We start from the raw sequence: 11998 nt of genomic DNA, 5'->3' as shown, positions 1-11998 counted from the left end.
ATACAAAATAACCTCCTAAGTTTTTTAAATTAGAGAGACTTTTGCATATTTACCACTGGACAACATGAGCAACACATACCTAATGCTCCTTTCATTTACAACCAATTAAGCATATCAAAATTATTAACATGCTACAAGTATACTTATTTTCGAATACACTCCTTTCTTATTGAACTAAACTGCTCCGTTAGTTTAAGATCACCGATTCACAATTCATAATCCAATTGTAGCACAAATAGTGTATAAGTCCTCCTCACTAGGAAACCTAATGGACACATTACAAAGTATTTTTACACCAACCAACAAAATTCCTGCAAAGAACCTATAATAAATTAAGATATTATAAATAAACCTACAAAAGTACCGAATAATATGAATGAATTTATGTAAAGGAGGCGAATTTCTATGGACCAAAGTCAACTACAAGAATGTATTACTGAATGTGAAAGTGCACTATCTCATTTAAATAATGCTATGAGTAAAGCACACGAACAAACTAAAGAAAAAATGCAACATGCTTCTAAAGATTTAGAAGAGTGCATTGCTGAATGTCGTGAACTACTGTAATACAAAAACCCCCTCAACTTTTTAGAGATGAGAGGGGGTTCCTTATTACATGAAGGACAAAAACCAAACAGCATGATTTTGCTCGTCAGCTGCAGCGCGTCTGAAAGTTTCTTTGACATATGCGTCTGTCGTTTTGTCTGCCAAATCTAAATAAAAATCCACTGTTTCTTGTTCATCGTTAAAAGCAAAGTGTACTCCATCACGGTAATTATTAGGACATTTTTCAGTAATCGAATAAGTAGGCTTCTTGCCAGTAATATTGGCATAGATGCTTGAGAACTTTTATAAATGCTTTTTCTCATCGTTTATTATTTCAAAAATTCTATTTAACTGACTTTGATTAGGTATCATTTTCGCAAGTTGTTCATAACATGATATGGCACTAAATTCTCCATTAATTGCTTTTTGAAGATCATTAATAAAAACGTCTTGGCTTGTAATACGGTAATGATATGGATCATTTATATATTGGTAATGTGAATACATAGGACCTCTCCTTATAAAGTAGTATCTATGTATTTATATGAACACCTCATAGGTGAATGTGCTTAGTACATCTAACTATGCTTTCAATTTTTCTTCTTCAAAATAATCCTCCAATATAACAAGCACCTTCTTCCGAATTGCGAGATTAAAATAGCTTCTTCTTATTTATATATTTGTATAAATTTTATTACTTTACTCATACTAATAAAGCAGTTTCCTTTCCTTCCTGCTAAATCTTTTATCCAATCACTAATAGTGGTGGGTTCTTTTTAAATGCAAATTAGATAAATTGCAATAGACGGCCTAACTAATATGTAGGCCGTCTTGAATATTGCTTATTGCTGACCTTGGTTTCCTATGTTTGTAGCATTAGAAAGGACTTTTTGAATTTGTTTTCCTTGCCCCTGTCCGTTATTCATCATATTATACGCTGCTACACCTATACCAATTGAACCAAGTACGGATAACCACTGAATAGTTCTCATGACAATACCTCCTTATTATACGTTGGCTTTTGTAGCCATTAATATTTTGTGAAGAAGGTATGAAAAAATGTCTGGAAACATTGCACTAAGACGTCAAAAATAACATTTAATTAATACGATAAAATTAAGCAAAGCAATAAAAAATAAACATGTTTTAAATTATTATATGATTATTTTTTTAAAGACCTGTCGTGAGAAACTGAACTTAACTGAATACCTCTATTACATGGTTGTAATCAAGTGTTAATTGACACGCCTTCTTCCGCAGCTATTGCATCTGCTTTTGTAGCATGCATAGTTCCAAACGGATGATTAGGCGGAGCATAGATCGAATACAATTTTAAAGGGATATTGCCTGCATTGGTTAAATTATGCCACGTTCCTGCGGGTATAATGATTGCAGAATCATCATAGATAAATCGTTCAAAGTCTAAATTATTTTTGTTACTCCCCATACGAATAATTCCTTGCCCTTGTTCGATTCGTAAGAATTGATCAACATCAGAGTGCATTTCTAAACCAATATCTTTCCCAACATCAATACTCATTAAAGTAACTTGTAAATTATCTCCAGTCCACACTGCAGTACGATATGTGTTGTTTTGTTTGGTTGCCTCATTAATATTTATGACAAATGGATTTGGTCCATAATCTGTTAAATAATTAGAACTATCACCCGTGTATGATCGATATTCATTACATCTATTTGTATTTGCGTGTTCTATTATCATATTTTGGTAACTCTCTTGAATAGGTCGTATTCCATGATGGTAAATAGGTATATTGGTATAATAGGGTATTTGGTATTGCCATGGATATATATTAGGAGTATAGTACACTTTTTCTCAATCCTTTCTCCTGTTTTATATATTTATCTTATGCACTTGTTAAGGCGATGTACTTAATTAACACAAAATAAACTGCAGAATTAGAATTATTGTAAAGTTATAAAAAATCACCCAAGAAGATATACAGAAGCTAATAGAAAAGGTAGATGAGTTATTAGATAAAGAAGAGTAAAGAAAGGCACCTACCGATTGAGTAGGTGCTTTTTCAGTGACCAAAAAGTGACCAACTAATGAAAAATAGTGACTTTTGATTAGATTTCGTGACTCAACTTGACACAATAAGTTATAATAAACACTGTTATTTCAACCTTTTGAAAGTGTGTGATTATAGATGGAAGCAAATTTTATTTATCTAGATAATAGTGCCACAACAAAACCAAGTGATCAAGTGTTGGAGAGCTTTACGAAAGCATCTGCACAATATTTTGGTAATGCATCATCCATTCATGGTATTGGTATGGATGCAGACCGATTATTACGTAAATCAAGAGAACAAGCAGCATCATTACTACAAGTAAGTCCGAATGAAATTGTTTTTACCTCAGGTGGAACAGAAGGAAATAATATCGCGATAAAAGGGATTGCGTTAGAACATCAAAATAGAGGGAAACATATTATTACATCGACTATAGAACATCCATCAGTGCTTGAAGCGTGTCAGGGGTTAGAAGCGTTAGGCTTTGATGTAACATACTTAGATGTAGATGAGTCTGGATTAGTAGATGTATCTAGTGTTAAGGCAGCGATGAGAGACGATACTATTTTAGTCTCTATTATGCACGTAAACAATGAGATTGGTTCTGTTCAACCAATTAAACAAATAGGAGAGATTGTAGCAAATTATCCTAAGGCCTTTTTCCATGTGGATCATGTGCAAGGGTTTGGTAAATTACCGCTGAACCTTGATGAATGCCATATCGATTTATGCACAATATCTGGACATAAGATTCATGGCTTAAAGGGAACAGGAATCCTTTTTGTAAAGCATAATGTTAAATTATTCTCCTTAGCACATGGTGGGGGGCAGGAAAGAAAAATTCGCTCAGGTACAGAAAATGTGGCTGGTATTGTAGCGCTTGTAAAGGCTATGCGTCTTGCGCTGGAAAGTCAAGATGAAGTAAATGCCAAATTGACTTCGTTAAAACATATACTAATGGAACAACTGCAATCGACGGAAGGTATTGTGATCAATACACCTGAACAAAGCGCACCACATATCATTAATTTCTCCGCGCCAGGCTTGAAACCGGAAGTGGTTATCCATGCACTTGAAGAGTTTGGTATTTATATTTCTACCAAATCAGCTTGTTCATCTAAAAGTGCCGATGAAAGTGCCGTATTAATTGCTTGTGGTAAAGAAAGAGCAGTTGCAATTTCTGGTTTACGTGTTAGTATGTCAAAGGAAACAACAAGAGAAGAAATCGAATACTTTAGTCAACAGCTACAAGAAGTGACTGAAAAATTAAGAGAAGTAATGAGGTAGATAAGATGGAATACGATCATATAGTAATTAGATATGGTGAATTAACATTAAAAGGTCGTAACAGAAAGATATTCACCACACAACTAGCGAAAAATGTACGTCAAGCGTTAAAAGATTTTCCTGCAATAAAGGTAGAAAAATTACGCGATCGCATGTATATCGTTCTTAATGGAGAAGATCCAGATGCGATAATGGAAAGATGCCGTAAGATTTTTGGTATTCAAAGCATGAGTGTAGCGCTTAAGGTAGAAAATGATGTAGAAGTGATTAAGGAAAGTGCTTTGAAGCTTTTAACAGAAGCAGAAAATGTTCGTACTTTTAAAGTCTCAACAAAACGTTCTAATAAAGAATTTCCGCTTGACTCACAACAATTTAATCAAGTATTAGGAGGCCATCTATTAGCGAATACAGATGATTTCACCGTTGATGTACATCACCCTGATCTAGAAGTTAGCGTAGATCTTCGTGATGAAGCAACGTATATTACAACGAAAAAAATATTTGGAGCAGCAGGCCTTCCTGTAGGCTCATCTGGTAGAGCGTTATTGCTTTTATCAGGTGGGATTGACAGTCCTGTTGCAGGGTTTATGACGATGAAGCGTGGAGTGCAATTGGAAGCTATTCATTTTCATTCCCCACCATATACAAGTGAAAGAGCAAAAGAAAAGGTGTTAGATTTAGCAGAAAAATTATCGTTCTACGGTAATTCTGTTCGTGTGCATGTTGTGCCATTTACTGCGCTTCAACAAAAGATTCATCGTGAAATCCCGAATGGCTATTCTATGACAGTAATGCGTAGAATGATGATGCGCATTAGTGAAGCAGTAGCGAAAAAAGAAGGGATTTTGTCACTGGTTACAGGTGAAAGTCTCGGTCAAGTTGCAAGCCAGACGATGGAAAGCATGCACGCTATTAATGCAGTAACTAACTATCCTGTTATTAGACCGCTAGTAGCGATGAATAAAGATGAGATCATTAGAATATCAAAAGAGATTGATATGTATGAGATATCTATTCGTCCGTTTGAGGATTGCTGTACAGTTTTTGTTCCGAAACAACCAAAAACCAAACCAAAACTAGAAAAAGTAGAGCAATTTGAAGCGAATATGGAATTTGAACAAGATATTCAAGATATTTTAGATAATATCGAAACCGTTGTTGTGGAAGCAAAAGACAAGCAAGATGAGGATATGGACGATTTACTTTAATAGTTGGATGAGTTAACAACAACTACCAGTTAAAATCTTGCATGATTTCCCCTCCAAAAGACCATGATAGTAATGTAGTTAAGAGGAGGTGAAATCAGATGGCGAATAACAACAGCTCAAACAATTTAGTAGTACCTGGAGTAAGCCAGGCTTTAGATCAAATGAAATATGAAATAGCACAAGAATTCGGTGTAAGTTTAGGTGCTGATACAACTTCTCGTGCAAATGGTTCAGTAGGTGGCGAGATTACAAAACGTCTTGTACAAATGGCTGAACAACAATTAAATGGACAATCTAAATAATGATAACAAAGGGTAGTGCAGATGCACTGCCCTTTTAGATTATCACGATGAATTCCCCGCTGATTAAAGTCTTATCTAAAAGCATTCATTTTGCGCATCTCATTACTTTTTGCTATCTTTAAAACATAACTACAGAGACATAGAATAGGTTTGGTGATAGAATGGGGACTATTTATTACGGTGGGACTATTTATACAATGAAAGAAGTAGAGGAAACCGTTGAAGCAGTATTTGTTGAAGACGGCATTATTCAAGACATAGGAGAGCGTGAAGCATTAATTAATACTTATATGGATAGAATTGATAAAGAATATAACCTTGAAGGTGCAATAATGTATCCTGGCTTTGTGGATAGCCATTTACATATTATCGGGCATGGTGAAAAGCTGTTACGCATTGACCTATCTACAATGAAATCTGCTGAGGAAGTATTAGAAGCTTTAGCACGTAAAGTAGTAGAGTTGGAAGAAGATGAATGGCTAATTGCTGATGGCTGGAATGAAAATCAGTGGAATGATCCACGAATCATTCATAAAAGTGAATTAGATGCCATTACAGAGAAGCATCCTATTATGCTGACGAGAATTTGTCGTCATGCCATCATTGTTAACTCAAAAGCATTAGAATTAGCAAATATTACTGTAGCGACCGAAGACCCACAAGGCGGTAAAATCGTAAGAGATGAAACTGGTGAATCGACCGGTTACTTACTTGACCAAGCGCAGGAAATCGTAAAAGGAATTATTCCACCTATTTCAGAGACAAGATTACAACAAACAGTAAAAGTCGCAGTTGAAGACTTACTAAGCTTAGGTTTAGTGGGTGGTCATAGTGAAGATTTAGCTTATTATGGTGGATTTGATAGAACATTACGAGCATATCATCAAGTGTTGCCTGCCACCTATAAATTTAGGGCGCACTTATTAGTACATCATCTTGTGTTTGAGGATATGTTAGCACAAGGGTTAAGATATGGTGATGGTGGAGAGTATACGACATTAGGAGCAATGAAACTATTCTCAGATGGCGCACTTGGTGGACGTACTGCATGGCTTAGTGAAGCATATGCAGATGATCCTAATAATTATGGGATAAACATTCATACAACGGAATACTTAGAGAAGCTTTTTCAACAGGCGAGGAAATATCAGCACCCTATTGCTGTTCATGCAATTGGTGATCAAGCGGTAGAAGAAATTGTTCGTTGTATCAATAAATATCCATTAAATAACGGGTTGCGAGATCGTATTATACATGCTCAAATTATGAATGAAATATTATTAGAAAAATTAACAAAATCAACTGCTATGATTGATGTTCAGCCATCATTTGTTGCTTCTGATTTTCCTTGGGTGAAAGAACGCCTAGGTGAAGCGAGAGCAAATCAATCTTATCCATGGAAGACGTATTTAGATAGAGGAATTGTTTGTGCAGGTGGCTCAGATGCCCCGATTGAAGAAGTAAATCCGTTGCTCGGTATTCAAGCTGCTGTGACAAGACGTTCCAATATTGATGGACAAGTATATGGTGAAGAGCAAAGACTTTCTGTATTTGAAGCGATTGGTCTATATACAAAAGGTAGTGCAGCCATCATTAATCACGAAGATGACCGTGGCTTGATAAAAAATGGTTTCGTAGCTGACTTTACTATTTTAGATCAAGATCTATTCCAACATGACCCAGACCTATTTCATGAAGTAAACGTAAAAGCAACTATAGTAGATGGACAAGTAATGTACGAAAGAAAATAACACATAAGGTGTCTCACGGACACAACTCAAAGAAAAAGCAAAGTTATGTCTATGAGAAAGCATCTCACGGACACAACTCGAAGAAAAGGCAAAGTTATGTCTATGAGAAAGCATCTCACGGACATAACTCGGAGAAAAGGCAAAGTTATGTCTATGAGAAAGCATCTCACGGACACAACTCGGAGAAAAAGCAAAGTTATGTCTATGAGAAAGCATCTCAAGAACATAACTTTGCAAATTTATCACGGTTCAAACGTCCGTAAAACCCCCACTTCAAGGTTCGAGTAAAACGGGGAAGCTAAGTGGGGGATAAACGGACGCTAACTCCCTGATAAGTTTCGCTACCAACCAGTGGGAGTCAAAAACTCCCACTGGTTGAAGTCTCACTTTATAAAAATGTTCGCTGTACGCGGTCCCAAAATGAATTATTTTTTAATTTGACGGTTTTGATTCGTTTATCACTTAACTGAACAGTGATAGTTTGGATATTCTTGACTGAGTATGCTTCATTGTCCAGTCCAATAATAGGATAATCATTTCCATCTTGAACGACTTCAAGTCGGAGGGTGCGATCCTCATTTAATACAAAGGACGAGCCGAGTGTTCGGTATTGATTATTATTCATGGAAGCGAGCTCTGTTACTTGAAAACAAGCTATCTTCGGGTCGATGACAGCTCCGGAGGCAGATTTATTGTATCCGGTTGTTCCTGTTGGTGTTGCAACAATTAGTCCGTCACCACGAAACCGTTCGAAGTGTTTATCATCTATAAAAACATCAATGACAACGGTTTTAATCACAGCCGATCGAATAGTGGTCTCGTTTAAACAATGGAAAGTTGCTTGATCATTAATCGTTACATCGGTTACAGGGAAACGACGAACTTCTAAATGTTCGTTCTTCATTGAATGAACCATTTGATCGTATTGGTCAATGTTAAAATCACAATATAGATAAGATTTATTTGTTTCAGCAATTCCTACATATAAGCAATCTTGACGGAACTTTGTATTTCGCACAGCTTGGAGAAAATCTCCATCGCCACCAACACTAATAATAATATTTGCATCTTTTGCATCTTCAACAATGTGGAAGCCCTCTTCCATTACATATGCAAACAACGGTTTCAATTTCTTAATAAGCTTCTCATCATTTTTGTAATAAAAATATAAGTTTCGTCGATTATCCATTTTACCCCTCCTTAACAAATTGTATCCACTTACATCTTAGCATGTTGCAAATCAATCGTAAAATAGCCCTTAATTTTCATTTCATGATTATTCTAACGTTTAGTCGTAAATAATAGAGAAGAGGTGAGCGTATGCTGATAATCCTACTTCTAATTTTGCTTCTTCTATTGTTACTTATATTTCTTATTATCTTGTTTTTCATAGCAAAGATTCATTTATTGATTAATTGGCAATGGGACGAAGAAAATAAAAGTTTATATATGGAAACAAGTATATTGCATATAACTGTGTACCGAAAAGAAATCGACTTCATGACTCTTGAGGTTACATCTTTACTTGATGGTAATGTTGACAAAACGAAAGCTCTATTATCACCAATGTGTACATTATTAAAAAAAGCTAATATAGAGAAGGTTGAAGCAAAAGCTGATGTAGCAACAGAAGAACCTGATAGGACAGCTTACGTATATGTGATGCTAAAATCGTTGGCGGATAGCATTACAGCAATGACCGGTAATCATGAAAATGTTCAAATAAACGTATCGGCAAATTTTAGTGAAGAAACGTTCGAATCAGTAGGTGAGTGCATGATATCGTTCAAATTGAGCAAAACTATAAAAGAATTAATCGAAATAAACCGAATAAGAAAGGGGTAATGTTAAATGGCAAATGATAATCAAGATACCCATCCATTAGAAGGATTTATGCATTTGACAATGGATAATTTAAAACAGTTAATAGAAGTAGATACAGCGGTTGGTCAACCGATAAATGTACCAGATGGCAGTATGATTATTCCACTGTCGAAGGTAAAGTATGGATTTGCAGCGGCTGGTAGTGAATTTATGCCTAAGGGCGGCCAAGGTCAAGATCAAGACCAGGGACAAGATGAAAATCAATCTGAGTCGATTATTCCATTTGGCGGTGGGAGTGGTGGTGGTGTGTCGATAACGCCAGCAGCATTTATTGTCGCTGGAAGAGATGGTGTGGAACTCATTTCACTGAATGATACATCAAGAAGTTATCAAAAATTAATCGAGAAAAGCCCAGAAGTAATTGACCAAGTATTATCTATGTTAAAACAAAAAAAGGAAGATAATAATATATAGTGCTTCTCAGTAGACAATTCGAATTCACTGCCTTCATAATAAGTAGGCAGTGATTCATTTTGTATATTGATGGAGGGAGTAATGATATGTCATTTAATATAGAGAAAGCTTTTGAACATTTAGATCAATTATCAGCTACTATAGAAGAAACAGAAAATGAAACATATTTGGATAGTTTAATTTATTCATTGCGAGCGGTTCAAACCGATGAAGAATTAGAATTTCCGACAAAAGAAGCGGAAGATCATCATCAATCATTAAAAAAATATTTCCGAGATGAAGAGGCTACAGCTGAATCGATTCGTAAAGTGATTCAATTAGCACTCATCAAAGGAATGAAAGGATCTACACAACATCAGCACATTGTCACACCAGATTCTGTTGCGATGTTTATGGGATACTTTATTCAAAAATTAATGCCTGAGAAGAAGGAATTCCGCTTATTTGACCCAGCTAGTGGTGCAGCAAATCTATTAACAGCCGTGATTAATCAAGTAGAGGCGGAAATTAGTGGTTATGGAAGCGAAATTGACCCAACACTTATTCAACTTGCGGTAGAAAGTGCAAACCTTCAGCAACAAGAAGTGGAGTTCTTCCACCAAGATAGCTTAACTTCTTTATTATTAGACCCTGTTGACGCTGTAATTGCCGACTTACCAGTGGGTTATTATCCAGATGATCAACAAGCAGAAAACTTTGAATTGAACGCTGATGAAGGACATGCATATGCGCATCATTTATTCATTGAGCAAAGTATGAAATATACAAAAGAGGCGGGATACTTACTATTTTTAATCCCTAATTTTCTTTTCACTAGTGACCAAAGTGATAAGCTACAAAAATTCTTGCGAAATAATGCGCATATATTAGCGCTTATGCAACTACCATTATCGATGTTCTCCTCAGAGCAACATGCTAAAAGTATATTAGTATTACAAAAGCAAGGACAAGATACAAAACCGCCGAAACAAACGTTAATGGCTCAATTACCGTCATTCAAAGATGTTCATGCTACACATAATACATTACGCAAAATTGATAGTTGGTTTAAATCAGAAAAATAAGAAAAATCTGAAAATAAAAATATTGCTTAGGAAACGTTACCATTTTAACATTCCGGTTGCAAACTTATTCTGACGGTGTTTAAATGGATATGTGAATATTTGTATAGTTTTAAAAACTTAGTCAGGATAAGCAAACGAAAGAATGAAAGGATTGAACATCTTGCAGAAAATTTTATCAGTAAATGCCGGAAGCTCTTCATTAAAATTTCAATTAATTGAAATGCCGGAAGAAAACGTATTATCAAAAGGACTTATTGAACGTATTGGAATTGCCGATTCTGTTTTTAATATTGAATTTGGCGAGAAAGAAAGCGAAGAAACATTAGATATACCTGATCACGCAGTAGCAGTTAAGCTATTACTTGATAAATTAACATCATTTGGTGTTATTAAAAGTTTAGATGAAATCGATGGTGTTGGTCACCGTGTTGTACATGGTGGAGAGAAATTTAATGATTCTGTTCTTATTACTGATAAGGTAATTGAGGAAATCGAAGAAGTATCAGAATTAGCACCACTTCATAATCCAGCAAACTTAACAGGTATTCGTGCTTTCCGCGAAGTGTTACCAAATGTACCTGCAGTTGCTGTATTTGACACGGCATTCCACCAAACAATGCCAGATCAATCTTATTTATACAGCCTACCATATGAATATTATGAAAAATATGGTATTCGTAAATATGGATTCCACGGTACATCACATAAATATGTTGCAGAACGTGCAGCTGATTTAATGGGAGTACCATTAGATCAATTACGCCTATTGTCTTGTCACTTAGGTAACGGTGCAAGTATCGCAGCTATTGAAAATGGAAAGTCTATTGATACTTCAATGGGATTCACACCGTTAGCAGGTGTTACAATGGGGACAAGATCCGGAAACATTGACCCAGCATTAATTCCATACATAATGGAAAAGACTGGCAAAAACGCAACAGAAGTAATGGATGTATTGAACAAGGAAAGTGGTATGCTAGCTTTATCTGGCTTCTCTAGTGATTTACGAGATATTCAAGATAAAGCAGATGCAGGCGATGAGCGTGCAGAGCTTGCACTTCAAGTATTTGCAGAAAGAATTCACAAATACATTGGTTCTTATGCAGCAAGAATGCATGGTGTAGATGCGATTATCTTTACTGCAGGTGTTGGAGAAAACAGTATTACTGTCCGTGAACGTGTGTTGGAAGGTTTAGAATTTATGGGCGTATACTGGGACAAGAGCTTGAACAATGTTCGTGGAAAAGAAGCGTTTGTTAACTATCCACACTCACCTGTAAAAGTTATTGTTATCCCAACAAATGAAGAAGTAATGATCGCAAGAGATACAGTTAGATTGTCCAACTAATTAGAGTGTCTCTGAGCAATAATGAAATAATGGTAATTACATCCAACCTTTTCAAAATCAGGAAAAGGTTGGCTTTTTTGTATACTTATAAATCCATCCGATTATTTAATTACCATATATTTCATATAATGGTAGGCATTAAAACCTTGTTAGCTGAT

The 11998-nt window shown here is 35.6% G+C and carries 12 protein-coding genes and 1 pseudogene; 9 read left to right on the top strand and 4 right to left on the bottom strand.

The window, feature by feature from the left end; genetic code table 11:
- The first annotated feature begins 405 nt into the window (after positions 1 to 405).
- A complete protein-coding gene (locus SH601_RS12130; RefSeq protein WP_319958578.1) occupies positions 406 to 567 on the top strand; it encodes a hypothetical protein in 162 nt (53 codons plus the stop codon).
- Positions 568 to 612: 45 nt separating this feature from the next.
- On the opposite strand, the pseudogene SH601_RS12125 reads toward SH601_RS12130, so the two are convergent.
- The 3 genes and pseudogenes from SH601_RS12125 to SH601_RS12115 all read right to left on the bottom strand — a co-directional run bounded on the left by SH601_RS12125 (position 613) and on the right by SH601_RS12115 (position 2377).
- A pseudogene (locus SH601_RS12125) lies at positions 613 to 1053 on the bottom strand (ferritin-like domain-containing protein).
- Positions 1054 to 1388: 335 nt separating this feature from the next.
- On the bottom strand, positions 1389 to 1538 hold the full coding sequence (locus tag SH601_RS12120) for a hypothetical protein (RefSeq protein ID WP_319958577.1): 150 nt from the start codon (positions 1536 to 1538) through the stop codon (positions 1389 to 1391).
- A gap of 236 nt (positions 1539 to 1774) precedes the next feature.
- Positions 1775 to 2377: a cupin domain-containing protein gene (locus SH601_RS12115; RefSeq protein ID WP_319958576.1), complete on the bottom strand. Its 603-nt coding sequence runs from the start codon at positions 2375 to 2377 to the stop codon at positions 1775 to 1777.
- A 340-nt stretch (positions 2378 to 2717) separates the two neighbouring features.
- Here SH601_RS12115 and SH601_RS12110 point away from each other — a divergent pair, with 340 nt between their 5' ends.
- The 4 genes from SH601_RS12110 (at position 2718) to SH601_RS12095 (ending at position 7130) form a co-directional block, all read left to right on the top strand.
- A complete protein-coding gene (locus SH601_RS12110; RefSeq protein ID WP_319958575.1) occupies positions 2718 to 3869 on the top strand; it encodes a cysteine desulfurase family protein in 1152 nt (383 codons plus the stop codon).
- Positions 3870 to 3874: 5 nt separating this feature from the next.
- Positions 3875 to 5077, top strand: coding sequence for a tRNA uracil 4-sulfurtransferase ThiI (gene thiI, locus SH601_RS12105; protein WP_319958574.1), 1203 nt, complete (start codon positions 3875 to 3877; stop codon positions 5075 to 5077).
- A gap of 98 nt (positions 5078 to 5175) precedes the next feature.
- The gene (locus SH601_RS12100; protein WP_319958573.1) at positions 5176 to 5379 is read left to right on the top strand and encodes an alpha/beta-type small acid-soluble spore protein; all 204 of its coding nucleotides are present in this window, start codon (positions 5176 to 5178) and stop codon (positions 5377 to 5379) included.
- A 161-nt stretch (positions 5380 to 5540) separates the two neighbouring features.
- Positions 5541 to 7130: an amidohydrolase gene (locus SH601_RS12095; RefSeq protein ID WP_319958572.1), complete on the top strand. Its 1590-nt coding sequence runs from the start codon at positions 5541 to 5543 to the stop codon at positions 7128 to 7130.
- A gap of 388 nt (positions 7131 to 7518) precedes the next feature.
- Here the strand turns inward: SH601_RS12095 and SH601_RS12090 are convergent, their stop codons facing one another.
- Entirely contained in the window at positions 7519 to 8319 is an 801-nt protein-coding gene (locus SH601_RS12090; protein ID WP_319958571.1) for an NAD kinase, read from the bottom strand.
- Positions 8320 to 8450: 131 nt separating this feature from the next.
- Between SH601_RS12090 and SH601_RS12085 the strand changes: the two genes are divergently transcribed.
- From SH601_RS12085 to SH601_RS12070, 4 genes are all read left to right on the top strand, one after another.
- Positions 8451 to 8975: a hypothetical protein gene (locus tag SH601_RS12085; protein ID WP_319958570.1), complete on the top strand. Its 525-nt coding sequence runs from the start codon at positions 8451 to 8453 to the stop codon at positions 8973 to 8975.
- Between the two features lie 6 nt (positions 8976 to 8981).
- On the top strand, positions 8982 to 9428 hold the full coding sequence (gene ytfJ / locus SH601_RS12080) for a GerW family sporulation protein (RefSeq protein ID WP_319958569.1): 447 nt from the start codon (positions 8982 to 8984) through the stop codon (positions 9426 to 9428).
- 86 nt (positions 9429 to 9514) lie between these two features.
- Positions 9515 to 10492 carry a class I SAM-dependent methyltransferase gene (locus tag SH601_RS12075; RefSeq protein WP_319958568.1) on the top strand — a complete coding sequence of 326 codons (978 nt, stop codon included), beginning with the start codon at positions 9515 to 9517 and terminating at the stop codon, positions 10490 to 10492.
- 142 nt (positions 10493 to 10634) lie between these two features.
- A complete protein-coding gene (locus SH601_RS12070; protein ID WP_413775119.1) occupies positions 10635 to 11840 on the top strand; it encodes an acetate kinase in 1206 nt (401 codons plus the stop codon).
- Positions 11841 to 11998: the final 158 nt, after the last annotated feature.

Source organism: Gracilibacillus pellucidus, assembly GCF_033949965.1.
Taxonomy (GTDB): Bacteria; Bacillota; Bacilli; order Bacillales; family Amphibacillaceae; genus Gracilibacillus; species Gracilibacillus pellucidus.
The sequence above is the reverse complement of the archived record's forward strand: the minus strand, read 5'-3'. Positions and strand labels throughout refer to the sequence as shown.

Excerpts from the sequence above, each read along its gene's own strand:
- SH601_RS12130 (WP_319958578.1), top strand. The coding sequence starts at position 406 with ATGGACCAAAGTCAACTACAAGAATGTATTACTGAATGTGAAAGTGCA.
- SH601_RS12120 (WP_319958577.1), bottom strand. The coding sequence starts at position 1,538 with ATGAGAACTATTCAGTGGTTATCCGTACTTGGTTCAATTGGTATAGGT.
- SH601_RS12110 (WP_319958575.1), top strand. The coding sequence starts at position 2,718 with ATGGAAGCAAATTTTATTTATCTAGATAATAGTGCCACAACAAAACCA.
- thiI (WP_319958574.1), top strand. The coding sequence starts at position 3,875 with ATGGAATACGATCATATAGTAATTAGATATGGTGAATTAACATTAAAA.
- SH601_RS12100 (WP_319958573.1), top strand. The coding sequence starts at position 5,176 with ATGGCGAATAACAACAGCTCAAACAATTTAGTAGTACCTGGAGTAAGC.
- SH601_RS12095 (WP_319958572.1), top strand. The coding sequence starts at position 5,541 with ATGGGGACTATTTATTACGGTGGGACTATTTATACAATGAAAGAAGTA.
- SH601_RS12090 (WP_319958571.1), bottom strand. The coding sequence starts at position 8,319 with ATGGATAATCGACGAAACTTATATTTTTATTACAAAAATGATGAGAAG.
- SH601_RS12085 (WP_319958570.1), top strand. The coding sequence starts at position 8,451 with ATGCTGATAATCCTACTTCTAATTTTGCTTCTTCTATTGTTACTTATA.
- ytfJ (WP_319958569.1), top strand. The coding sequence starts at position 8,982 with ATGGCAAATGATAATCAAGATACCCATCCATTAGAAGGATTTATGCAT.
- SH601_RS12075 (WP_319958568.1), top strand. The coding sequence starts at position 9,515 with ATGTCATTTAATATAGAGAAAGCTTTTGAACATTTAGATCAATTATCA.
- SH601_RS12070 (WP_413775119.1), top strand. The coding sequence starts at position 10,635 with ATGAAAGGATTGAACATCTTGCAGAAAATTTTATCAGTAAATGCCGGA.